The organism is Chromobacterium sp. ATCC 53434 (assembly GCF_002848345.1).
Classification (GTDB): Bacteria; Pseudomonadota; Gammaproteobacteria; order Burkholderiales; family Chromobacteriaceae; genus Chromobacterium.
The window spans coordinates 1,492,103-1,514,158 of the sequence record NZ_CP025429.1; the positions used below are offsets into that span (position 1 = coordinate 1,492,103).

The following is a 22,056-nucleotide window of genomic DNA, read 5'->3' on the forward strand; positions in this document are numbered from 1 at the left end:
CGTGGATAGTCATTTTGAAGGAGAGCGGCGATGCGCATCAGTTCGTCAACTCTGTACCAGTCCGGCGTAAACAATATGTCGAATCTGCAGGCCCAGCTGCTGCAGGTCAACATGCAGATCGACAACCAGAAGCGGGTGGTCACGCCGGCCGACGATCCGGTGGCCGCCGCGCGCATCGAGTTGTTGAACACCTCGAGCGGGCAGAACAACCAGTACCAGAAGAATACCCAGGCGGTGTCGTCCTGGCTGTCCTTGTCGGACTCCACGCTCAGCAGCTCCGTCAATCTGATGAACGCGATGAAGAGCCAGGCGATCCAGGCCGGCGACGGCAGCCTGTCCCCGGTGCAGTTGCAGCAGATCCAGAAGACGGTCCAGGAAGGCATCAACGAGTTGGCCGGCTACGCCAACTCCACCGATGGCAACGGCAACTATCTGTTCAGCGGCAACGCGGTGACCACGGCGCCGTTCACCGTCAATCTGGCGGGCTCGCCGGCGGTGACTTACAACGGCGACAACGGCCAGCGCAGCGTCCAGGTCAGCTCTGCGCGCACGATGACGATCTCCGATCCGGGCAACGCGGTGTTCGGCACGCCGGGCGGCAGCGCGACCGGCGCCTTCGACTCGCTGGTCAATCTGTACAATCTGCTGGGGCAGAACCCGGTGCCGGCCAATTATTCCACCCAGCTGAACACCGTCATCAACCAGATCACCTCGGCCACTCAGCAGATGTCGGTCAGCCAGGCCTCGGTCGGCGCGCGCGAGCAGGAGAACGCCAATCTGCAGGGCATGAGCAGCAGCCTCAATCTGCAGTACAGCACCAGTATCGGCGACTTGCAGAACCTGGACATGGCCAAGGCGATCTCGGATTTCACGATGACGCAGACTTCGCTGCAATACACGCAGAAGACCTACGCCCAGGTGTCGCAGCTGTCGCTGTTCAACTACATCTCCAGTTGAGCGCCGCCGGCGCATGAGCAACGGGCCGCTGACGCGGCCCGTTTCGTTTTCCGGACGGAGAGGGCGTCAATCCAGCCGCGCCGGCTCCACCACGATGCCGGCGCGCAGGCCTGGCTTGACCGTCGGGTTAGGGAACAGGATGCGCTCGTCGCCGCCGCTGGCCACGTAGCGGACGTCGCCGTCGTCGGCGATCAGCATGCCGTCGGCCAGCAGGGTGAAGTTCTGCACATCGTCGGCCAGATGCAAGCGGAACGCCTCGCTGTGTTTGAGCAGATCGTATTTGGCGCGGAACAGCGGCAGGCCGTCCTCCCGCAGCGGGGCGATCTCGGCCCGCGGTTCGGCCAGCAGCCGGCGCAGCGCCCGGTCTATGCCGGCGAAGCGGGGCAGCTCGTTTTCGCCGAACGGCCGCGCCTTGCCCAGTTCCAGCGTGAAAGCATCCGCTTCGCAGTGGCGGCTGGTGTGGTAGCTGAAGGTATTGGCCGGCTGGCTGTGCAGCAGCACCGCCTCTATGCCGCACTGCTGCAGCCAGGCCAGTTGCTCGCGGTTGTGGGCGCGCTGGTGCAGATACGGGTAGATGGCGAACTTTTCGAAGGCCGAGCCGCGGATGGCGGTGTGCAGGTCGTAGTGCAGCCGGCGGCCGGCGGCCTCGGCGAAGAAGGCGGCGGCCAGCGTCTCCAGCTCGGCGGCGCGCCTGGCTTCCGGTAGTTGCGGTTCTCTGGCGTGCGCGCCGTTGAACAGGCGGTTCATGTCGTAGTGCTGGTAGCGCACGCCGGCGCGGATGGCGTCAGGATTGGCGAACATCACCAGCAGCCGGCAGCGCGGCGTCAGCCGGCCGGCGTCGATGTCGCCGAGTATCGCGTCGACGACCTCGATCGGCGCCGTCTCGTTGCCATGCACGCCGCAGGACAGCAACACCGAGTCGGCCTCGCCGCCGGGCGGGGCGATCTGCACGCAGCCGGGGGCCAGCCAGCGGGCGGAGAGGCCGCCGGGCAGCGTCCAGCAGGCGGAGGCGTCGTCGGCGGAGAGGGCGTGTTGCAGGAAGCGGCTGTGTGGCGTCATGGCGTGTGCGGTCGGGTTGCGCGATGCCTGATTGTAAACTCAGGCCGCCGCCGCAGTCATGCCGCGCGACGGCGGCCGGGTGTTGCGTATATGGCGAAAATGGCGGTCCGGTGGCGAAAATTCGCCGGCCGGATGAGGTGGCGGAATGTTGTCGCTTGTCATCGATGATGGCTTGTACGGTATGCAATCCATTGTTTTGACTGCCTGGAATTTTCGCGATGCGGACGACGACCGACGCGGCGAGGCGCCGCCGTCATCGAGCGCCATGGAACGACTACATTTTTTTACTTGTCAATCAGCGAGATGTTGTTACAATCCGCGCTCGTTTGCGCTGTGCAACAAACTACAATTCACTCTGTTTCGCTCCGACATCCCAGGCCCACATAAAAGCTGTAGAGCCCGAAAGCCGTGCACTAAGGAGCGGGGTTATCCATCATAAGTTCTGAGAGGAAAACTCATGGCTTGGTCTGTGGCTGATAGCCGGAGCCTGTACGGCATCCGGCATTGGGGGGCTGGTTATTTCGACGTCGGCGACAACGGCAATATCGTCGTGCGCCCGAATGTGCGTCAACGCAAGGATATCGATCTGTACCGCCTGGTGCACGATCTTGGCGGCAAGGGCCTGGACCTGCCGCTGCTGGTCCGTTTCCCGGACATTCTGCAGGACCGCGTCGCCCGCCTGTGCGGCGCCTTCGACAAGGCGATCGCCGAGCAGGGCTACGGCAACCGCTACACCGCCATCTACCCGATCAAGGTCAACCAGCAGGAGGCGGTGGTCAAGAGCATCATCGCCACGCCCGATGTGTCCATCGGTCTGGAAGCCGGCTCCAAGCCGGAATTGATGGCGGTGCTGGCGCTGGCGCCCAAGGGCTGCACCATCGTCTGCAACGGTTACAAGGACCGCGAATTCATCCGCCTCGCGCTGATGGGCGAGCGTCTGGGCCACCAGGTCTTCATCGTCATCGAGAAGGAATCCGAGGTCGAGCTGGTGATCGAGGAGTCCGGCAAGCTGGGCGTGCGTCCGAATATCGGCCTGCGCGTGCGGCTGTCGTCGCTGGCTTCCAGCAAGTGGTCCGACACCGGCGGCGAGAAGGGCAAGTTCGGCCTGTCCGCCGGCCAGCTGATTTCGGCCGTCGACAAGCTGACCGCGGCCGGCCTGGCCGATTGCGTGCGGCTGATGCACTTCCACATGGGCTCGCAGATCGCCAATATCGCCGACTACCGGCTGGGCTTCCGCGAGGCGATCCGCTACTTCGCCGAACTGCGTGCGCTGGGCCTGCCGGTCGACCACGTCGACGTCGGCGGCGGTCTGGGCGTCGACTACGACGGCACTCACTCGCGCAACGACAGCTCGATCAACTACGATATGGGCGAATACGCCCACGTGATCGTGTCGATGCTGTCCGAGTTCTGCGCCGAGAACGGCATCCCGCATCCGCGCATCCTGTCCGAATCCGGCCGCGCGATGACCGCCCACCACGCGGTGCTGCTGATGAACGTCACCGACGTCGAGCGGCTGCCGGACTCCGTGGCCCAGGTCGACGACGTGGAAGCGCTGTCGTTGCCGCTGCGCAAGCTGGTGGAGCTGGCCAACCTCAATGACGAGGAACTGGTCACCGAAATCTATTACCGCGCCAGCCACTGCGTGTCCGAAGTCAGCGAGATGTACGCCGAAGGCCGGCTGTCGCTGAAGGAAAAGGCGCTGGCCGAGGATCTGCACGCGACGCTGTGCCGCCGCCTGCACAATCAGCTGCAGGCCAGCCAGCGCTCGCAGCGCCAGGTCTACGACGAGCTGACCGACCGCTTGGCCGACAAGTACTTCTGCAACTTCTCGGTGTTCCAGAGCCTGCCGGACACCTGGGCCATCGACCAGGTGCTGCCCATCATGCCGGCGCACCGTCTGGCCGAGCAGCCGACCCGCCGCGCGGTGCTGCAGGATTTGACCTGCGACTCTGACGGCAAGCTGAAGCAGTACGTCGACCAGCAGAGCATCGAGTCCAGCATGTCGGTGCACGAGGTGAAGCAGGGCGACGAGTACCTGATCGCGGTGTTCCTGGTGGGCGCCTATCAGGAAATCCTCGGTGACATGCACAATCTGTTCGGCGACACCGACTCGGTCAATGTCTATGTCCGCGAGGGCGGCGAGCTGGAAATCTCCGGCATCGAGGAGCACGACACCATCGAGGACATGCTGCGCTACGTGCACCTGTCTCCGGAGGATCTGATCAACCGCTACGAGGCCAAGACCCGCGAATGCGATCTGTCGGCCGATGAGCGCAGCCAGTTCTTCGCCGAGTTCTGCCGCGGCCTGAAGCAGTCGTCCTATCTGGCCGTCTGATCGCCGTCCGCGTCGGAATGAGAAAACCGGGCCATGCGCCCGGTTTTTTTATTGGCTGTCGTCCGCTGGGACGAAGTAGAGGCTGGGGCCGTCTATGCCGGGCAGGTCCAGCGTGCGGTCGTAGCGCAGGCCCAATTTTTCCAGCACCCGGATCGAGCCGTGGTTGTCGGGCGCGGTGATGCCGACCACATACCCCAGCTCCAGCCGGTCCCGGCCGTGCTCCAGGCAGGCGGCGCCGGCCTCGCAGGCGTAGCCGCGGCCCCAGTGGCGCTCGAGGAAGGCGTAGCCGATGTCGGGATGAGGCAGGCTGTCGCGCTTGACCAGGCCGCAGATGCCGACCGGCGTGTCGTCGTCGCGCAGCGCCACCCGCAGCAGGCCGTGGCCGTGTTGCAGATAACTGGCCTGCGGGCCTTTTTCGATGTAGTTGAGGGCGCCGGCCAGGTCGCGGACCTCCTTGTCGCCGATATTGGCGATGAAGGCCGGTTCGTTCAGCAGTTCGAAGATGAAGGCGGCGTCGCCGCCGTCCAGCGGACGCAGCCGCAGTCGGGGCGTTTCTATTTCTAACGATTGCACGGGTTGTGGACTCGGTTGGTGGGGCCACCTCCAGTGTGCCAGCGGCGCGGTCCGGATGCCAGCGTAAAAAAACGGCGGCCGGGCAAGGCGCGGCCGCCGTTTTCAGCTTTGCGGGATCAGCATTCGACGATGTTGACCGGCACTTCGATCACATTGATCGCCAGGCCGCCGCGCGCGGTTTCCTTGTACTTGGTGCTCATGTCCATGCCGGTGTCGCGCATGGTCTTGATCACGCGGTCCAGCGAGACGAAGTGCTGGCCGTCGCCGCGCAGCGCCATCCGCACCGCGTTGATCGCCTTGACCGAAGCCATCGCGTTGCGCTCGATGCACGGCACCTGGACCAGGCCGCCGACCGGGTCGCAGGTCAGGCCCAGATTGTGCTCCATGCCGATCTCGGCGGCGTTCTCCACCTGTTCCGGCGTGCCGCCCATCACTTCGCACAGCGCGCCGGCGGCCATCGAGCAGGCCGAGCCGACCTCGCCCTGACAGCCGACTTCGGCGCCGGAGATCGACGCGTTCAGCTTGAACAGGATGCCGATGGCGCCGGCGGTCAGCAGGAAGCGGACGATGCCGTCCTCGCTGGCGCCGGGCACGAAGCGGGCGTAATAGTGCATCACCGCCGGGATGATGCCGGCGGCGCCGTTGGTCGGCGCGGTCACCACGCGGCCGCCGGCGGCGTTTTCCTCGTTGACGGCCAGCGCGTACAGATTGACCCAGTCCATCACCGTCAGCGGGTCGCGCATCGCGGCCTCCGGCGAGGCCAGCAGCTTGCGGTGCATGTCGGCGGCGCGGCGCTTGACCTTCATGCCGCCGGGCAGGATGCCCTCGCGTTCGCAGCCGCGCTTCACACAGGCCTGCATCACGTTCCAGATGTTCAGCAGGCCGGCGCGCACCTCTTCCTCGCTGCGCCAGGACAACTCGTTCTCCAGCATGATCTGGCTGATGCTCTTGCCGTGGCGCTGGCACAGCGCCAACAGCTCGGCGGCCGACTTGAACGGGTGCTTCAGCTCGGTGACGCCCGGCGGCACGAAGCCGGCGTCTATCGCCGCCTCGTCGACGACGAAGCCGCCGCCAACCGAGTAATAGGCGCGCTTGGACAGGCTCTCGCCGGCGGCGTCGAAGACCTCGAAGATCATGCCGTTGGGGTGGTAGGGCAGGGTCTTCTTCTTGTGCAGCACCAGGTGCTCGCCCTCGACGAAGTCGATCTCGCGCTTGCCCAGCAGCTTCAGTTTGCGCTGCTCGCGTATCGCCGCCAGCATGCCGTCCACGGCATCGGTGTCGACCAGATCCGGCTGTTCGCCCTGCAGGCCCAGCAGCACCGCCACATCGGTGCCGTGGCCTTTGCCGGTGGCGCCGAGCGAGCCGAACATCTCGGCGTGGACGCGGACGGCGGCGTCCAGCAGGCCGTCCTTCTCCAGGCGGGCGATGAATTGGCGGGCGGCGCGCATCGGACCCACGGTATGGGAGCTGGACGGGCCTATGCCGATCTTGAACAGGTCGAAAACACTGATTGCCATGGTAATGCTTCTCGTAAGGGAAAGTCCCGGCTTGAGCCGGGTTGTTGTCGGGCACCGCAACGCTGCGGTGTCGCTATCTCTTTTTAGATTGTATCGGCTGCCGGGCGAGGCCGCGCGGAAACGGTTCCGGGGCCGGGCGGGCGTCGTGGCGGACACACAGCCGGAAGGTAGGTTAACCCAGCGCGAAAGCCCGTGCCACCCTGTCAGGAAAGGGGTTTTGGATGGCATATGCCAGGCGGGCGGCGCGTTTCCGGCTTGACGGCGGCGGCCGCGCCGGAAGCCTTGCCGCAGGTGGCCGGCCGTGGTGTTGCGAGCGCCTTGGGGTTGTTTGTTAATAAATTGTAAATATCGAAATTAAATATCAGTTGGTGGTGGGGAATTTGGTTTTTACTGCCAATTCAGTTGGATAGGTATTTTTACTTAGAATGATTGAGCGTTGTAATTTGTTAAAATTCAGCGGTTTTTTGTTAACTTTATTTAACTATTAATCCGGCAGTCAAATACCGTACAGAAAGCTCATGCCGCGTAGCGGATTTTTTCATGCCGGAAGTACGACCGGATTCTGGCCGGCTGCTTCTGCAATGAGCGTAAATGGGACAGCACTTTCCCTTGAAGTTGACCGTCTGATCGAACCGGCTCACCTGCGCTCATTCTGGCCTTCAGGTCGCCGTTCAAGTATTCATCCGGGTTCAGTTCCGGTGAGTAGCTGGGCAGGAAGAACAACTCAATCGCCTTCTTGTTCTCTTCCTCCTCCAACCATGCTTGCACCAGCTTGCTGTGATGCACGCGCAAGTTGTCGAGGATCAAGAACACCTTCTTGCCGCCAGCATCACGGATCAGCCGCATCAGAAACTTGATCAGCACCCGGGCCGTCAAGGTCTCCCGGTACAGCATGAAGCGCATCTTGCCTTGGTTGGTAATGGCCGAAATCAAGTTGATGCGCGCTCTTTTCGATTGGGATAACACCAGAACTGGGGTTTGGCCTTTTGGGGCGTAGCCACGCGGAAAGTGCTCAACACTCGACACCGCCGATTCGTCGCCCCAGCTGATTTCAGCCATTTCCGCTTTGGCACGCGCGACGATAGCCGGGTATTCCTCCTTGAGCCATTTCTCGACTGCTGCCGGTCGCTGCTCATAAGCGCGTTTGAGCGGGCGCTGCGGCGTAAAGCCCCAGCGGGCCAAGTACAGACGGACAGTACGGATCGGCAGATCGATCAGAAACATCTGCTTGATTACAGCCTTGACCGCCTGAGCACTCCACAGGGCAAACCTCAGCTTCATCTGGTCTGGCGTGCGATCCACGATGTCCTGCTTGATCCGGGCTTCCTGCGCCTCGGTCAGCCGACGGCCGGTGCCTTCGGCGCGACCGCGCTTCTGTTCTTTGAATCCCTGCGCACCTAGTGCTGCCTCACGCACCACCCAGGCGGAAATGGTGGGGCGGCGCAGCCCGAGTTCTTCGGCAATACTGGCTTGAGACCGGCCTCGCTTGTACATCCGGATAGCGGTACGCCTCAGCTGCTCACGGGCGGCCAGTTCAAGCTTGCGCACATCGATTTTTTCCATGCCGGAAGTATACAATCTGTACGGATTATTACTGCCGGATTAATAATAGCCAAGTGATTGGTTCGCTCGACGCCACCGTCGCCACTAATCAGCATTTGAGTCTGCAGGCGCCAACCATTGTCAATGGCAAAGCTGCGAAGCAGTTGGACATGGGGCCGGTAGCGAATGCCGTATCGCAAGTCTCGGTGATGTTCGACCAGGCGATGGGGCAGGCGGTCACCACTGCCGGCCAGTCGGCAGCGAGCGTCACTGGTCAGGCGTTGGGCGGCAAGACCGTTGACAGTGCGAGTGGCCAGACCTTGCAAGGCCATATTGGCCGCAATGCCGAGGCGGAGCTGGCTAATCGCGTGCCGCTCTTTATCCCGGGGCAGGGGGGGCTCGGCAGCGTCTACCGGCCGGCGCCGGCCAATCAGCAGCTGACGCTGGCGGCCGGCGGCGCCAAGGCCGGCAATCCGGTGGCCGGCGGCTACGCCGTGCCGGACAACGGCATGTTCCACGCCAAGCCTGCGCCGCAGCAGCCGTATCTGGTGGAGACCAATCCGCAGTTCACCCAGTACAGCAATTTCGTTTCGTCCGATTACCTGCTGAAGCAGCTGAACTACGACCCGAGCAAGGTGGAGAAGCGGCTGGGCGACGGCTTCTACGAGCAGCAGCTGGTCAGCCGCGCCGTCACCGACATGACCGGCAAGCGCTTCCTGTCCGGCTACGGCGACGCGATGCAGCAGTACCAGCAGCTGATGAGCAACGGCGCGCAGTACGCCAAGCAATTCCAGCTGACGCCGGGCATGGCGCTGTCGGCCGAGCAGATGGCCAAGCTGACGTCCGACATGGTGTGGCTGGTGAAGCAGAACGTCGGCGGCCAGGATGTGCTGGTGCCCATGGTCTATCTGGCCAATGCCGATCAGAAGTCCCTGCGCGGCCAGGGCGCGGTGTTGGCCGGCAACAGCATGAGCCTGCTGGCCAGCGGCGACTTAATCAACAGCGGCACGCTGAAGTCGGACACCGCCTTGCTGGCGCAGGCCAACAACATCCGCATCGAGGGCGGCAAGGTGCAGGCCGGCGGCGATCTGGGCCTGTCCGCTAGGCAGGATCTGACCATCACCGACGACGCGCAGCACAGCCAGTCCGGCAGCAGCGTCAAGGCTGGCGGCGACATGCAACTGCAGGCCGGCAACGACCTGAAGCTGCAGGCGGTGGCCCTGGATGCGGGCGGCAGCGCCAGCCTGCAGGCCGGCCGCGATCTGGACATCGTCAGCCGCGAAACCCGTTATGCGCTGGGCGGCGACAATCGCTACGGCAGCTTCCAGTACCAGCAGGCGGACCATGTCGGCAGCCAGCTGAATATCGGCGGCAGCCTGACGCTGAGCGCCGGCAACGACCTGACCCTGTCCGGCAGCGGTGCCAAGGCCGGCGGCAGCGTGCTGGCCCTGGCCGGCAACAACCTGACGCTGGAATCGACGCTGGACAGCAGGCACGGCGCCGGCAACTGGTGGGGCGGCGGTTACGACACACTGAGCCAGAACCACAACGCCTCGCTGCTGCAGGGCGGCGGCGACGTGCTGTTGAAATCCGGCGGCGATCTGAGCCTGACTGGCTCGTCGGCGCAATCGACAGGCGGCAGTCTGGCCGCGCTGGCCGGCAAGCAGCTGACGGTGCAGAGCCAGGTCGATACCAAGCATGACAGCGGCTATGGCTGGAGCAACAGCTACAACTGGCAGACCGATGGCCTGACCATGGCCGGCTTGTCCGGCAAGGACGGCCTGCAGCTGAGTGCCGGCGGCGACGCCTTGCTGAACGGTGCCGGTCTGGCCAGCGGCGGCAAGCTGGCCCTGTCCGCAGGCAACGACATCAAGCTGGGCGCGGTGGCGACGGAAAGCCGCAACGACAATACCTGGGGCGAGCGCGTCCGCAACAACTACGACCTGACGCAGCACGGCACCTCGGTGCAGGGCGAGGGCGGGCTGATCCTGCAGGCGGGGCGCGACATCGAAACCCACGCCGCCGGCCTGCGCAGCGACGGCGAGGCCATGCTGGCCGCCGGCCGCGACATCAATCTGGGCACCGCGGCCAACCAGCACAGCGACTACAGCAAGACGGTGACCTCGTCCGGCGGCTTCCTGAAGCACAAGACCACGGTGGACATCAGCGCCCACCAGAGCGTGACCCAGGTGGGCACCAGTCTGTCGGCGGACAAGCTGACCGTCAGCGCCGGCCACGATCTCGGCATCGTGGGCAGCCAGGTGGCGGGCAGCGACGCGGTGCGTCTCGCGGCCGGCAACAACATCAACATCCTGGCGGGCACCAATACCAGCCAGAGCTTCCAGTACCACCACGAAAAAACCTCCGGCGTCTTCGGCACCGGCTGGGGCGGCTTCATGGTGGGCAGCAAGGAGCTGACCGACGCGCTGAACACCCAGGGCGCCATCCAGAGCCAGAGCAAGAGCCTGGTGGGCAGCCTGAACGGCGATCTGTCGGCGCAGGCCGGCGGCAATGTGTTGCTGCAGGGCAGCGGCTTGAGCGCCTTGACCGGCAATGTCGACATCGGCGCGAAGTCGGTGATGGTGCAGGACGGGCGCGACCTGACGGTGGTGGACCACAGCCATGTGGAAAAGCAGAGCGGCTTCTCCGTCAACGCGGTCAATACGTTGAAGGACACCTTCGACAACTTGAAGGACATCGCCAACACCCAACACGGTTTCGGCCTGCTGAAGGGCATAGGCACCGAACTGGCCGCCACTTCGATGTCCGGTAGCACGGTCGATATTTCCTACACCAAATCGGAGCAGGGCTATCAGCAACACACCCGCACCGTCAACAGCGTGGGCAGCGCCATCCTCGCCGGCGGCGACATCTCGCTGCAGGCCAGCGGCAAGCCGGTCGAGCAGGCCGGCGACATCACCGTGGTCGGCTCCCAGCTGAAGGCCGGCAGCAAGGTGGACCTGTTCGCCAATGGCAAGGTCGACATCCTGGCCGGCGTCAACGAACAGCAGAGCGACAGTAGCAGCTACAGCCATACCACGCGTCTGTCGTTGTACACGCCGCAAATCGGCGACGGGATCCGGGCGATGGAAGGCGGACCCAACCACAGCGGCACCTCGCTGACGCCTTACAACCAGTCGCGCCAGGACAGCCAGTCCGCCCAGAACGGCCAGCAGTTGAACGGCAGCCAGATTCAGGGCGACCAGATCCGCGTGGTGAGCCTGGGCGGGGACGTCAACGTTTCCGGCTCCGCGCTGCAGGCGGTGCACGACGTCGCCGTGGCCGCCAGCCAGGGCAGCGTCAACATCGGCGCGGCCACCGCCAACTACCAGTTCAACCAGGACAGCAAAGGCTTCACGCTGGGCAATGTCGGCGGCGGCAATCACAGCGCCACCATAGGCGTGCAGCATACCGAAGACACGGCCGCCGGCCATGGCAGCACGCAAAGCAGCGCGCTCAGCCAGATTGCCAGCCAACAGGGCAATGTCACGCTGAGCGCCGCCGACGCGATCAATGTCGCCGGCGCCCAGTTGCAGGCCGGGCAGGACCTGGCGCTGAGCGGCAAGGCGGTGCATATTCTGCCGGGCGTCGACCAAGACAGCCGCGTCGAAACCCATCACATGGATCAATGGGGCATTACCGCCACGGTCAGCAGCCCCATCCTGACGGCGGTGGACGCGGTGAGCAATATGGGCCAGGTCGCCGCCGGCGGCCAAAACGCCGACTCCCGCACCCGCGCGCTGGCGGCCGGCACCGCAGCGCTGGCGGCCTACAACGGCTACAAGGCGGTGCAGTCGGCGGCCAACGGCCAGCTGGTGTCCGGCAGCGTCACCATAGGCGCCAGCCATAGCGACAGCAAGCAGGAAACCCAGTCGCAGACGCATGCCGGCACCAGCCTGAGCGCCGGCCGCGATCTGGCGGTGCAGGCCAGCGGCGGCGGCAAGGATTCCAATATCGATGTGCTGGGCAGCCAGCTGCAAGCAGGCCGCAACGTCACGCTGCAGGCCGACAACCAAGTCAATCTGCTGTCTGCGCAGGACAGCAGCAGCCTGCATGGCGAAAGCAGCGGCAGCAGCTGGGGCGTCGGCATCGGCGGCTCCTTCGGGCAAAACGGCTTCAGCTTCGGCATCACCGCCAACGCCAGCCGCAACGCTGGCCATGAGGACGGCAATACGGTGGATCAGCGCGACACCACCGTCAACGCCGGCCAGACGCTGAGCCTGAAGTCCGGCGGCGACACCACGCTGAAGGGCGCAGAAGCGCGCGGCCAGGCCATCGTCGCGGACATCGGCGGCAAGCTGGATATCGAAAGCCTGCAAGACCAGCACCAGTACCACAGCCGCAATCAGAGCATGGGCGGCAGCGTCACCGTCGGCTATGGCTTCAGCGCCAGCGCCAACTACAGCCAGCAGAAGATGGACAACGACTATGCCAGCGTGCAGCGCCAGTCCGGCCTGAAAGCCGGCGACGGCGGCTACCAGGTGACGGTCAAGGGCAACACCAATCTGGCAGGTGGCGTCATCGCCAGCAGCGACAAGGCGGTGGCGGACGACAAGAACAGCTTGGGCACCGGCACGCTCACCGTCAGCGATGTGCGGAACCACGCCAATTCCTCAGGCAGCAGCATAGGCCTGGGCGTCAGCGGCAGCTGGGGCAGCGGTTCCGGCGACAAGTCCGGTGACAAGTCCGCCGCGAAAGAGCAGAACGCCGCCCCGACCGGTCCCGGCAGCGTGCAGATGCAGAAGTACGATAATGGCGGCAGCGTCATGCCGGCCGGCGTGATGGCCGCGCACGAAAGCGCGGACAGCACCACCGGCGCCGGCATCAGCGGCGGCAAGCTGACCATCGCCGACGGCGCGGCCCAGCAAGCGCTGACCGGCCAGAACGCGGAACAGGCCGCGGCGGCGGTCAACCGCAACGTCAGCAGCGACAAGGACGGCGCCAATGCGCTGAAGGACAAGTTCGACAAGCAGCAACTGCAAACCGCCTTCGCCGTGGTGCAGACACTGACGGACCAGGTGGGCACCTTCACCGCCAACAAGGCGGCGGAAGCCAAGGCGGCGAAAGACCTGGCGGACAAGGCCAATGCCGATCCCTCGTTGACGCAGGCGCAGAAGGACCAATTGCAGGTGCAGGCCACGGAGGCCGCCAAATGGGCGCCGGGCGGCGAATACAGCCAGATCCTCACCGCGGCCACCGCCGGCATAGGCGGCAATGTGGCCAACGGCCTGTCCGGCATGGCGCAGAACGCGGGCATCGCCTATCTGCAAGGGCTGGGGGCGCAGAAGGTCAAGGAGTTGTCGGATCAGCTGGAGAAAGACAACAAGCCGACGGCGGAAAGCGAAACCGTCCGCGCGGTACTGCACGCGGCTGTGGCTTGCGCCGGCGCGGAAGCCAGCGGCCAGAGTTGCGGGGCAGGTGCGGCCGGTGCTGCGGCTAGTGTAGCGCTGAACAATGCACTGGATACGCTGCAAAATACTAGTGCGGATGAGATGACTGCGGAGCAGAAACTGCAGCGCGAGAACTTGGTGAGCGGGTTGCTGACTGGTATCGCTGCAGGGACTGGAGGTGATAGTTCTGCCGCGACAATGGTAAATGCCGCTAAAATTGAGATGGAAAACAACCATCTGAAACCATCCCAAGCAAAGCAGTTCCTGACAGATTTGAAGCAGTGCCAAATCAATCATTGTGATGAGAAGGCCTATAAGAAGCTGATAGATCAATACAGGAAGGTCTCTGCAGCCAATTCGAATGCTATCTTGGCTTGTAAGGATCGGGCCTGTGTGGATCAGAAGATGGCCGAGATCAATGCAATTGATAAGCAGGTGATGCAGGGGCTTGGTGGTCTGGAAAAGTCAAAATTGACGCAGGTTGATTTGACTGGGATAGCGATTGGTAATCCTGATGTGGTGGTTGGGCCGAGTTATAATCCTGCAGATAAGCTAGCTACTGGTCTTTTTATACAAGATAAGGATCTGGCATTTGCCAAGATTGTGGCAAATGGATGGTTAACGCCCGAGGAGAAGAAAAGCTTAGATAAGTGGAATGCAGATACGTCATGGTCCGATGGTGCAGCACAAGCCTATTTTGGACACGTACCTTCTATGGCGGAAAAGGCATCATTCCTTATTTTGGCTACCTCGGAAAGCGGTACAGCTGCTGCGCAACTGGCTAAGAGTGGTGTGAAGTTGGTGGTGGATGGAGTTAAGTCAATTGGCACTGCCAAGAGTGGTTCTAAAGTTGATTTACCTCCACAAGAGTCTGTAGGTGTGTATTCGGTTTTGAGTAAAAAAGACGCATTTGATGGTAAAGATATATCTGATATATTGGATAGTGCAATGCAGCCATCTAGGCCTGGCTCCAAGCAAACCAGATTGCAGCAAGCATTGCAGAAAAAAATTGACAATCCAGAAAAGTCAAAGTATTTCTCTGGAATGGGGGCTGGGGTAGACCAAGGCATTGGCCTGCTAAATGAAATTTATAATTATCCAAATCCATTAGTAAAAGACGGTGTGAATCGAGCGGGGCAGTCTTATCGGGATATTATTAATCCATCGACAGGAAGAGGGGTCCGGTTGGTCGATGGTAAATTTGATACATTTGTTAATAAGGATTGATATGCAAAGTAAGAAATTTGAATTGAGCTTGCTAAGCTTGACTGGTAAGTCAATTGTAGAGGTTGAGCGGCAAATTTTGCAGGCCGATATTGATATGGAAGATGCTGACTGTCTTGCTGATGGACCTACTCAAATAATTTTCAGTGATGGCCAAATTTTATCAATATATGGAGATACTGAGTCTCAAGGAGTAATTGCAGCTTTTGAGGAAATGAAAATCTTTGGGCCTAGTTATGAAAAAATTATTCCAAATAGTAGTTTTTGGAAAGATAGACTAGGTGTGTCAATATCTGATCTTGCATTATGGTATTTTGTGGGTAATGGCTCTGAGGGGGGGGTAAATTTTGGGATTGAATTCGTTTTTGCAAATGGATTGAGTATGATTTTTGAGTATGTTGATAATGGATTTGTATGTGATTCTGTGCAAGTGGTTCCAGTGGTAGAGTTGAGTGCTGGGGTTGAAAGAATTCTTTTAAAGAATCCCTGAGATAAATTTCCCAGGATATGAATACGAAATGGCACGAAATGGGGGCCGCGAAATAGCGAAATAGGGGGGTAGGAGCCGAAATAGGGGGTGAGGAAATAGGGGGCAGATCACGATTAAATATTTTTTAGTCGAACAGATCGATATTCTTGGAAGACTTGTATTTACATGGTCGGCCAGGCTTGCCAGGCATGACGCGGCGCTGTAGTTGAAAGGAATATCATGTTCTGGAATTCGAATGCGCATGAAAACGTCGTGGCAGGGAGGCTCTAGCCTCGTGCAGGGGTTGGTCGGATGAGTAAACCATTAATGAAGGAAGCAGGGATGGAGCAGCCATTGAAGGCTTATCAGGTTGGCGACAACGATATCGTCGCCGCCGGTTCCCAGGAAGAGGCTTTGGCCGTGCTGGAGGGGCTGGCAGGCCAGACAGATCTGACTATCGGGAACGTTGCTCTGATTGCGGAGGATGAGTTGGATGTGCCCGTGGTGGACGAAGAAGGCAACGCCTATCCCACCATCCGCCAGATGCTGGCCGAGTTGAGCGAGCCGACCTATCTTTTTGGCTGGGACTGACGGCGAATACTGCTCTTATGAACCGTCTGGTTCATATCCGGGCAGGGGGGCAGATGGGGGGCAATACCAGCAGGGAGCTGCCTTCTCAAAACCACTGCCCCAAGCTCCGCCAAAAATCATCCGGCACCCACAGCAAGGCCGAGGTGATCGCGAGGTAGCGCAGGAATTTGCCGACCGCCATGTAGCAGGCGCTGGGCCACGGCGGGATGCGTAGCCAGCCTGCCAGCGCGCACAGCGGATCGCCGATGACAGGCAGCCAGGAGAGCAGCAGCAACGGCGCGCCGCGCCGGCGCATCCAGTGGACGTAGCGCGCGTTCAGCGATGGTTTGCCCGGGCGGGGAGGGCGGCTGGCTGGCTGGGCGTGCCGATGGCCGTGCGCGTGGCGGTGGCGACGGTAGCGCAGCAGCGCCAGTTTGGCGCCGTAGCCCATCCACCAGTTGATCATGCCGCCCAGGGTGTTGCCCAGCGTGGCGACGGCCAGTACCTGCCAGAACATGTCCGGCTTCAGCTTGATGTAGGCGAACACGGCCGGTTCGGATCCCAGCGGCAGCAGCGTGGCCGATACCAGGCTGATCATGAAAATGGCCGACAGCCCCACTTTCGGCAAGGCCAGCGTCGCGAGCAGCCAGTCCAGCATTCCTTCCATGGTATTGAGCCCGATGGTGTCGATGGCCGCCGATGATAGCATCGTCACGGCCCGGCATCGCCTGTTCGCGGCGGACGAAGGCCAGCCCGCCGCGTTGCGCCGACCCGTGTCGAAGAGGCCCTTGGTTATTCAAAGCGGCGTGTTCGCATTACGGGAAATCAGCTGTGGCGTATTACGCAAGCCGTTGATTACGCTGAAATGTCTAATGGATTGACAGGGTCGGGGCTGAGGGGTAATTTGGAGGCACTCTCAAAGCACAGCTGCGTCCGCCCAGTTTAGGCGGCAGGTTTACGCCTTCATCATCACGAGGCGCGTGTTCGCGTCATTGTGGTCCAGGAGGCGTCGGGTATCCGCAGGAGCCCGGGTGTCCATGTGACTTTGAGGAGGCCGCCATGGCCATCGTCGATCGTATTGTCGAAGCGCGTCCCGCTTCCCATCATTTCCCCTTTCCCGAAACGTGCCCGGAGCCATTGCCAGGCATGCGACATCGCCGCGCGCTGCCGCATCCCGTTTCCCCCGCCATCGGCGCGCAGGCGGCCAGACCGTGCTGGAAGGTCCGGCGATGAACCATCACATCGATCTGGACGTCAACGCGCCGTTGCGCCTTGAATACGCCAAGGACCTGCCGCTGCGCGTGATCCGCCGCCAGGAGGGTTTCTGGTTTGTCGCCGCCGAGCTGGCCGCCGCGCTGAAACAGGATGTCGACGCGCTGCTGCCAACGCAGGAGGCGCCGGCCGGGCGTTTGTTGCTGCTGGCCGGCGAAACCGAGCCGGCGCTGTGCCTGTCCGAGGGCGAGCTGGACGAGTTGGTGCGGCGGGTGAAGACACCCGGCGCGCGGCGGCTGCGGCGCTGGTGGCGGGAGGAGACGCGGCCGGTGCTGCTGCACGCCGGCGGCCCGGCCACCACGGCGGAGAGCCTGCATCTGGCGCTGGCCCTGGCGGCGGAGGCGGCGCAGCAGGTCAGCCGGGCGGTGATGGAGGCGGTGCTGCGCGGTCCCGGGCCGTGGCAGCATTCGCGCTGGGTGGTGGCGCTGGATTACGAGCGCCGCAATCGGCAGCGCTGGCCGCACGGCAAGCTGATCGGCCTGTCCAGCACCGTTGCCACGCTGGAGGGCCTTGCCGAACTGATCGCAGAGCCGGGCCGGATGCCGGTCAACAACGCCGATCTGGTCAAGCTGGCGGCGGCCTGTCATTTGCGGCTGGCCGAGCGGATGGGGCGGATTGCCGGTTAGCGCCGGTCGCCGGCGCAGGGCGCCCCCTCTCCCCAACCCCTCTCCCGCGAGGGGAGAGGGGCTTTGCTGCGGTGCCGCCTGGTGTTCAACAGGCGAAGTCCAGTGGCTTCGTTTGCCATGGGGGCGACGATAGGCGGAGCTTGTCGTGTGAGGCAGGGCTCTTACCTGACCAGGCACAGCGCCGTGCTGTGCGATAGCAGCCGCCGCACGATATCGTCGTAATGCACGAAATACCGCAGATATGCCACGCCGCCCGGACCCAGTTGTTTCAGCCAGATATTGGGGATGGAAAGCGCCAGCGGGCCGGATTCCGGCATGTCTGTCTGCCCCTGCAGCATCAGCGTATGGTTGCCGAATTCGTCGTAGCCGGATAGCAGCAGCCTGACGGGCGCGCCCGCTTCAACCGCGCCATCCGGTATCGAGGCGCTCAGGTCCTGGTCCGATATCGAGCGCAGGCTCACTTCCCATTTGAAGACGCAGTCGATTTTTTCGTAGACACCCTCGGTGTGCTGAAGCTCGGGCGCCGGCAGGCAGGCGGCGCGGAACAGGTTGATGTAGTACGGCAGTTCGATCACGCCGCCGCCGCATGCGCTGCTTGTCTTCACCTTGATCCGGTAATAGCCGGGTTCGTCGGGCAAGACAGGGGAAACCCATGTGCCCACGTAGTTGATCAGGCCGTAGGTGGCTTCCTTGATCGAGGTCTCCGCCATTGGATAGCCGTTGATCCATTGCGAGACCGGCATCCAGGCATGGCCTTGCTTCTGTTCCAGCCATACGTCGGCGTAGACGCCCGTCGCGCAAAAACCGGGCACGCCCCAGTGGATGGCCAGGACGGTTTCCGTGTTGAGTTCCCGCGTCTTGCCTTCGGCCATGATGCGGGTTTCTCCTATCCAGATGGGTTTCATGCCGGTGGTGCTCATGGTTCTCTGCTTGCTAGGTGCCGTGTGGATGGACATCCTGTCAGGTCGGGACGGTGCGCCATTTTGCCGATGCCGCACTATCAGACCAATCCGAGCACACGCAGCCCGCCGCCTGGCCGGAGCAGCCTGGACCAGCCATCGACCGGCTCCGGCGGCTTGTTCCGCCACGGCCCGAAGGGACGGTTCCAGGCCCGCCGGCATGATCGAGTTCACTTGCTATGGTTAAAAGGCTATCGATCGGGTATCCGATGCGCATCGGGCATGGCTGGCATGCCGGGACGCGGCGGACCTGGTTTTTTGAAACCTTGAAGAGGGGCGGCGATGAAATCCTATGGCGCGGAGTTTCTGGGCACTTTCTGGCTGGTGTTGGGCGGCTGCGGCAGCGCGGTGCTGGCGGCGGGGTTTCCCAATCTGGGCATCGGCTTCGCCGGCGTGGCGCTGGCTTTCGGCCTGACGGTGGTGACGATGGCCTACGCGATCGGCCATATCTCCGGCTGCCACCTGAATCCGGCGGTGTCTATCGGCCTGTGGGCCGGCGGGCGGTTTCCTGCCACGCAGCTGGGACCGTATATCGCGGCGCAGGTGCTGGGCGCCATCGCGGCGGCGGCGGTGCTGTATGTGATCGCCAGCGGCGCGATCGGCTTCGATGTGGCCAAGGGTTTCGCTTCCAACGGTTATGCCGAGCATTCGCCGGGCGGCTATTCGCTGTTGGCGGCCCTGGTGTGCGAGGTGGTGATGACGATGTTCTTCCTGCTGGTCATCATGGGCGCCACCGACAAGCGGGCGCCGGCGGGCTTCGCGCCGCTGGCGATAGGCCTGGCGCTGACGCTGATTCACCTGATCAGCATTCCGGTCACCAATACCTCGGTCAATCCGGCGCGCAGCACCGGGGTGGCCTTGTTTGTCGGCGACTGGGCGGTGCGGCAGCTGTGGCTGTTCTGGCTGGCGCCGATCGTCGGCGCGGTGCTGGGCGCGCGGGCGTATCGCCTGATCGCCGGCGAATCGGAATAAGTCGGTCTACAGAGAAAAAGCCGCGGCGCGTGCCGCGGCTTTTTCTTTGCCGGCGATGCCGGTGGCGTCAACCGGCGGAGGCGGCGGCCGACCGGTATTTTTTCAATTGCGGCAGGATGCCGGCGACGATGTCGCAGACGCGCAGCCGGTCGGCGAAGTCGTGGCAGTCTATCGACAGCATGATCTCGTCCACGCCGGTGCGGTCCAGCAGCGTCTGCAGGCCGGCCTTGACCGTTTCCGGGCCGCCGAACACCGCCGCGCCCAGCCAGTCGTTGCGGACGGAGAATTCCTCGCGCGGGTTCCACAGGCCGTCCATGCTGTCCACCGGCGGCGGCAGCGGGCGGCGGTCGCCGCGGATCAGGTTGAGGAATTTCTGGTATGGCGTGGTGGCCAGCCGCCGCGCCTCGTCGTCGCTGTCGGCGGCCAGCACCGGGATGCAGGCCATCGCGTACGGTTCGGACAGTTCGGCGGACGGCTGGAACAGGCGGCGGTACAGTTGCAGCGCCTCGTCCAGCTGGGCCGGGGCGAAATGGGCGGCGAAGGCGAAGGGCAGGCCCAGTTGCGCCGCCAGCTGCGCGCCGTACAGGCTGGAGCCCAGCAGCCACACCGGCACCCGTGTGTCTATGCCGGGAATGGCGCGGACCTGCTGGCCGGGCTGTTCCGGTCCCAGATAGCCGCGCAGTTCGGCCACTTGCTGCGGGAAGTCCTCGGCGGCGAAGCGGTCGCGGCGCAGCGCGCGGGAGGTCAGCGGATCGGTGCCGGGGGCGCGGCCCAGGCCCAGGTCTATGCGGCCGGGAAACAGCGTGGCCAGCGTGCCGAACTGTTCGGCCACCACCAGCGGCGGGTGGTTGGGCAGCATGATGCCGCCGGAGCCGACGCGTATGCTTTCGGTGTGGGCGGCCACGTGGGCGATCAGCACCGCGGTGGCGGAGCTGGCCACGCCCTGCATATTGTGGTGCTCGGCCACCCAGAAGCGGGTGTAGCCCAGCTGTTCGGCGTGGCGGGCCAGCGCGGCGCTGTTGCGCAGCGCCTGGGCGGCGTCGCCGCCGGCGACGATGGGGGCCAGGTCCAGAATGGAGAGGCGGGGAGAGGCGGAGGGCGTCATGCTGATGGTCCGTAAGCGGAATGCAGCCAGTATACGGCCGGGCGGGGCTGGCCTGAAGTAGGCACCGGCAGGTGGGATAGTTGCCTCGAGGTGCCTATGGCCGGCGCGGCCGCTATGATGCGGGCAGGGGCTTGCAATTGCGCGATGCGCCATCACTTGAGAACGATTGTTATTTGAGAGGTCACGCAGCATGGCTAGCAATCTGGACATCATCCGCGCCACTTACGAAGGAAAATCCGAGGACAACGGCCGCAATCTGCTGGCGGCGCTGGCGCCGGACGCGGAGTGGACGGAGGCGGCCGGTTTCCCGTACGCTGGCACCTATATCGGCCCGCAGGCCATCGTCGACAATGTGTTCAAGCGCCTGGGCGGCGAATGGGACGGCTACCGCGCGGCGGTGGACCGCTATTTCGTCGACGGCGACCATGTGGTGGCCCAGGGTTTCTATCACGGCACCTACCGGGCCACCGGCAAGGGCTTCACCGCCTCGTTCGCGCATGTCTACACGCTGCGGGACGGCAAGATCGTCAAGTTCGAACAGATCGTCGACAGCGCCAAGGTGTGGGAGGCGATGCGTCCCTGAATCGCCGGCGCGCAAGACAAAACGGCCGCTTCCGTCGGGAAGCGGCCGTTTTTTACGTCTGGCGGCGTATCACGCCGTCTGCGGCTGTTCGACGGCGCCGGCCTGCAGCAGCTTCTGCACGATCATCTTCAGCACCACGCCGTACATCGGCAGGAAGAACAGCATGCAGATCAGCACCTTGAAGCTGTAGTCGACCAGCGCGATCTCCACCCAGTTGGCGGCCATGAAGGCGTCGCTGCTCTTGTAGAAGGCGATGAAGAAGAAGGACAGCGTGTCGCTGATATTGCCGAAGAACATCGCGGCCGCCGGGGCGACCCACCAGGCCTTGAGCCGGCGCAGCCGGTTGAACACCTGCACGTCCAGAATCTGTCCCAGCGCATAGGCGGCGAAGCTGGCGGCGGCGATGCGGGCGACGAAGAGGTTGAAGTGCTGCAGCGACTGCGCGCCTTGCCAGGCGCCCTGGTAGAACAGCGTGGACACCAGGTAGGAGATCAGCAGCGCCGGGACCATGGCCGCCAGGATGATGCGGCGGGCCAGCGGCGCGCCGAAGATGCGCACGGTCAGGTCGGTGGCCAGGAAAATGAACGGGAAGGTGAACGCGCCCCAGGTGGTGTGGAAGCCGAACACGGTGATGGGCAGCTGCACCAGGTAGTTGCTGGAGGCGATGATGGCGATGTGGAACAAGGACAGCCACAGCAGCGCGGACAGGCGCTGCCGGTCGGTAAAGGCGAACATCCGGTTGAATCCTTTTTGCTGGATGGGGTGAGGGAACCCAGGAAAACGACCGGTCCGCCGCGTGGCGGACCGGTCTCGAAGCGGCCGCATGATACCGTTTTTTGGGCGGCGAGGGAAGGCCGCGGCGCGCGCAAGGCCTTGAATTCCTTGTCGCAACGGCCCGCC

Annotated in this window: 19 protein-coding genes; 10 read left to right on the plus strand and 9 right to left on the minus strand. The window is 63.1% G+C overall.

The window, feature by feature from the left end; translation table 11 throughout:
• The first annotated feature begins 30 nt into the window (after nucleotides 1-30).
• Nucleotides 31-957 (plus strand): flagellar hook-associated protein FlgL, encoded by a 927-nt coding sequence (gene flgL / locus CXB49_RS07145; RefSeq protein WP_101707749.1) that lies wholly within the window; start codon nucleotides 31-33, stop codon nucleotides 955-957.
• A gap of 66 nt (nucleotides 958-1,023) precedes the next feature.
• Here the strand turns inward: flgL and astE are convergent, their stop codons facing one another.
• Entirely contained in the window at nucleotides 1,024-2,016 is a 993-nt protein-coding gene (gene astE / locus CXB49_RS07150) for a succinylglutamate desuccinylase (RefSeq protein WP_101707750.1), read from the minus strand.
• Nucleotides 2,017-2,055: 39 nt separating this feature from the next.
• Nucleotides 2,056-2,283, minus strand: a complete 228-nt coding sequence (locus CXB49_RS23290) for a hypothetical protein (RefSeq protein WP_158300654.1) — start codon at nucleotides 2,281-2,283, stop codon at nucleotides 2,056-2,058.
• Nucleotides 2,284-2,473: 190 nt separating this feature from the next.
• On the opposite strand from CXB49_RS23290, the gene speA reads away from it, so the two are divergent.
• Nucleotides 2,474-4,354 (plus strand): arginine decarboxylase, encoded by a 1,881-nt coding sequence (gene speA / locus CXB49_RS07155; protein ID WP_101707751.1) that lies wholly within the window; start codon nucleotides 2,474-2,476, stop codon nucleotides 4,352-4,354.
• A gap of 48 nt (nucleotides 4,355-4,402) precedes the next feature.
• Here speA and CXB49_RS07160 read toward each other — a convergent pair whose 3' ends face one another.
• The 3 genes from CXB49_RS07160 to CXB49_RS07170 all read right to left on the minus strand — a co-directional run bounded on the left by CXB49_RS07160 (nucleotide 4,403) and on the right by CXB49_RS07170 (nucleotide 8,007).
• Nucleotides 4,403-4,927 (minus strand): GNAT family N-acetyltransferase, encoded by a 525-nt coding sequence (locus tag CXB49_RS07160; RefSeq protein ID WP_233492972.1) that lies wholly within the window; start codon nucleotides 4,925-4,927, stop codon nucleotides 4,403-4,405.
• Between the two features lie 116 nt (nucleotides 4,928-5,043).
• A complete protein-coding gene (locus CXB49_RS07165) occupies nucleotides 5,044-6,444 on the minus strand; it encodes an L-serine ammonia-lyase (RefSeq protein ID WP_101707753.1) in 1,401 nt (466 codons plus the stop codon).
• A 516-nt stretch (nucleotides 6,445-6,960) separates the two neighbouring features.
• Nucleotides 6,961-8,007: an IS630 family transposase gene (locus CXB49_RS07170; protein WP_101706528.1), complete on the minus strand. Its 1,047-nt coding sequence runs from the start codon at nucleotides 8,005-8,007 to the stop codon at nucleotides 6,961-6,963.
• A 149-nt stretch (nucleotides 8,008-8,156) separates the two neighbouring features.
• Here CXB49_RS07170 and CXB49_RS07175 point away from each other — a divergent pair, with 149 nt between their 5' ends.
• The 3 genes from CXB49_RS07175 (at nucleotide 8,157) to CXB49_RS07180 (ending at nucleotide 15,660) form a co-directional block, all read left to right on the plus strand.
• Entirely contained in the window at nucleotides 8,157-14,603 is a 6,447-nt protein-coding gene (locus tag CXB49_RS07175) for a hemagglutinin repeat-containing protein (RefSeq protein WP_101707754.1), read from the plus strand.
• A gap of 1 nt (nucleotide 14,604) precedes the next feature.
• On the plus strand, nucleotides 14,605-15,090 hold the full coding sequence (locus CXB49_RS23295) for a hypothetical protein (protein WP_158300655.1): 486 nt from the start codon (nucleotides 14,605-14,607) through the stop codon (nucleotides 15,088-15,090).
• A gap of 321 nt (nucleotides 15,091-15,411) precedes the next feature.
• Complete coding sequence (locus tag CXB49_RS07180; RefSeq protein ID WP_101707755.1) at nucleotides 15,412-15,660, plus strand: hypothetical protein; 249 nt, start codon at nucleotides 15,412-15,414, stop codon at nucleotides 15,658-15,660.
• Between the two features lie 85 nt (nucleotides 15,661-15,745).
• Here the strand turns inward: CXB49_RS07180 and CXB49_RS07185 are convergent, their stop codons facing one another.
• Nucleotides 15,746-16,306, minus strand: a complete 561-nt coding sequence (locus CXB49_RS07185) for a YqaA family protein (RefSeq protein WP_101707756.1) — start codon at nucleotides 16,304-16,306, stop codon at nucleotides 15,746-15,748.
• Between CXB49_RS07185 and CXB49_RS07190 the strand changes: the two genes are divergently transcribed.
• The 3 genes from CXB49_RS07190 to CXB49_RS07195 all read left to right on the plus strand — a co-directional run bounded on the left by CXB49_RS07190 (nucleotide 16,305) and on the right by CXB49_RS07195 (nucleotide 17,537).
• Nucleotides 16,305-16,520 (plus strand): hypothetical protein, encoded by a 216-nt coding sequence (locus tag CXB49_RS07190; protein ID WP_101707757.1) that lies wholly within the window; start codon nucleotides 16,305-16,307, stop codon nucleotides 16,518-16,520. The genes CXB49_RS07185 and CXB49_RS07190 overlap by 2 nt on opposite strands.
• A 178-nt stretch (nucleotides 16,521-16,698) precedes the next feature.
• The gene (locus CXB49_RS23300) at nucleotides 16,699-16,872 is read left to right on the plus strand and encodes a hypothetical protein (protein ID WP_158300656.1); all 174 of its coding nucleotides are present in this window, start codon (nucleotides 16,699-16,701) and stop codon (nucleotides 16,870-16,872) included.
• A complete protein-coding gene (locus CXB49_RS07195) occupies nucleotides 16,869-17,537 on the plus strand; it encodes a hypothetical protein (protein ID WP_101707758.1) in 669 nt (222 codons plus the stop codon). Before CXB49_RS23300 ends, CXB49_RS07195 begins: the two co-directional genes overlap by 4 nt.
• Nucleotides 17,538-17,698: 161 nt before the next feature.
• Here CXB49_RS07195 and CXB49_RS07200 read toward each other — a convergent pair whose 3' ends face one another.
• A complete protein-coding gene (locus CXB49_RS07200) occupies nucleotides 17,699-18,457 on the minus strand; it encodes a hypothetical protein (RefSeq protein ID WP_101707759.1) in 759 nt (252 codons plus the stop codon).
• A 321-nt stretch (nucleotides 18,458-18,778) separates the two neighbouring features.
• Between CXB49_RS07200 and aqpZ the strand changes: the two genes are divergently transcribed.
• Nucleotides 18,779-19,468 carry an aquaporin Z gene (gene aqpZ, locus CXB49_RS07205; protein ID WP_101707760.1) on the plus strand — a complete coding sequence of 230 codons (690 nt, stop codon included), beginning with the start codon at nucleotides 18,779-18,781 and terminating at the stop codon, nucleotides 19,466-19,468.
• A 67-nt stretch (nucleotides 19,469-19,535) separates the two neighbouring features.
• On the opposite strand, the gene CXB49_RS07210 is transcribed toward aqpZ, so the two are convergent.
• Nucleotides 19,536-20,573, minus strand: a complete 1,038-nt coding sequence (locus tag CXB49_RS07210) for an LLM class flavin-dependent oxidoreductase (protein ID WP_101707761.1) — start codon at nucleotides 20,571-20,573, stop codon at nucleotides 19,536-19,538.
• A gap of 190 nt (nucleotides 20,574-20,763) precedes the next feature.
• Between CXB49_RS07210 and CXB49_RS07215 the strand changes: the two genes are divergently transcribed.
• The gene (locus tag CXB49_RS07215; RefSeq protein WP_101707762.1) at nucleotides 20,764-21,156 is read left to right on the plus strand and encodes a nuclear transport factor 2 family protein; all 393 of its coding nucleotides are present in this window, start codon (nucleotides 20,764-20,766) and stop codon (nucleotides 21,154-21,156) included.
• 69 nt (nucleotides 21,157-21,225) lie between these two features.
• Here the strand turns inward: CXB49_RS07215 and CXB49_RS07220 are convergent, their stop codons facing one another.
• Nucleotides 21,226-21,891, minus strand: a complete 666-nt coding sequence (locus CXB49_RS07220; protein WP_101707763.1) for a 7-cyano-7-deazaguanine/7-aminomethyl-7-deazaguanine transporter — start codon at nucleotides 21,889-21,891, stop codon at nucleotides 21,226-21,228.
• Between the last annotated feature and the right edge of the window lie 165 nt (nucleotides 21,892-22,056).

Excerpts from the sequence above, each read along its gene's own strand:
- CXB49_RS07215 (WP_101707762.1), top strand. The coding sequence starts at position 20,764 with ATGGCTAGCAATCTGGACATCATCCGCGCCACTTACGAAGGAAAATCC.
- CXB49_RS07200 (WP_101707759.1), bottom strand. The coding sequence starts at position 18,457 with ATGAGCACCACCGGCATGAAACCCATCTGGATAGGAGAAACCCGCATC.
- CXB49_RS23300 (WP_158300656.1), top strand. The coding sequence starts at position 16,699 with ATGGCCATCGTCGATCGTATTGTCGAAGCGCGTCCCGCTTCCCATCAT.
- CXB49_RS07180 (WP_101707755.1), top strand. The coding sequence starts at position 15,412 with ATGGAGCAGCCATTGAAGGCTTATCAGGTTGGCGACAACGATATCGTC.
- CXB49_RS23290 (WP_158300654.1), bottom strand. The coding sequence starts at position 2,283 with ATGGCGCTCGATGACGGCGGCGCCTCGCCGCGTCGGTCGTCGTCCGCA.
- CXB49_RS07195 (WP_101707758.1), top strand. The coding sequence starts at position 16,869 with ATGAACCATCACATCGATCTGGACGTCAACGCGCCGTTGCGCCTTGAA.
- CXB49_RS07170 (WP_101706528.1), bottom strand. The coding sequence starts at position 8,007 with ATGGAAAAAATCGATGTGCGCAAGCTTGAACTGGCCGCCCGTGAGCAG.
- CXB49_RS07185 (WP_101707756.1), bottom strand. The coding sequence starts at position 16,306 with ATGGAAGGAATGCTGGACTGGCTGCTCGCGACGCTGGCCTTGCCGAAA.
- CXB49_RS07190 (WP_101707757.1), top strand. The coding sequence starts at position 16,305 with ATGGTATTGAGCCCGATGGTGTCGATGGCCGCCGATGATAGCATCGTC.
- CXB49_RS07175 (WP_101707754.1), top strand. The coding sequence starts at position 8,157 with ATGGGGCCGGTAGCGAATGCCGTATCGCAAGTCTCGGTGATGTTCGAC.
- CXB49_RS23295 (WP_158300655.1), top strand. The coding sequence starts at position 14,605 with ATGCAAAGTAAGAAATTTGAATTGAGCTTGCTAAGCTTGACTGGTAAG.
- aqpZ (WP_101707760.1), top strand. The coding sequence starts at position 18,779 with ATGAAATCCTATGGCGCGGAGTTTCTGGGCACTTTCTGGCTGGTGTTG.
- speA (WP_101707751.1), top strand. The coding sequence starts at position 2,474 with ATGGCTTGGTCTGTGGCTGATAGCCGGAGCCTGTACGGCATCCGGCAT.
- flgL (WP_101707749.1), top strand. The coding sequence starts at position 31 with ATGCGCATCAGTTCGTCAACTCTGTACCAGTCCGGCGTAAACAATATG.
- CXB49_RS07210 (WP_101707761.1), bottom strand. The coding sequence starts at position 20,573 with ATGACGCCCTCCGCCTCTCCCCGCCTCTCCATTCTGGACCTGGCCCCC.
- astE (WP_101707750.1), bottom strand. The coding sequence starts at position 2,016 with ATGACGCCACACAGCCGCTTCCTGCAACACGCCCTCTCCGCCGACGAC.
- CXB49_RS07165 (WP_101707753.1), bottom strand. The coding sequence starts at position 6,444 with ATGGCAATCAGTGTTTTCGACCTGTTCAAGATCGGCATAGGCCCGTCC.
- CXB49_RS07220 (WP_101707763.1), bottom strand. The coding sequence starts at position 21,891 with ATGTTCGCCTTTACCGACCGGCAGCGCCTGTCCGCGCTGCTGTGGCTG.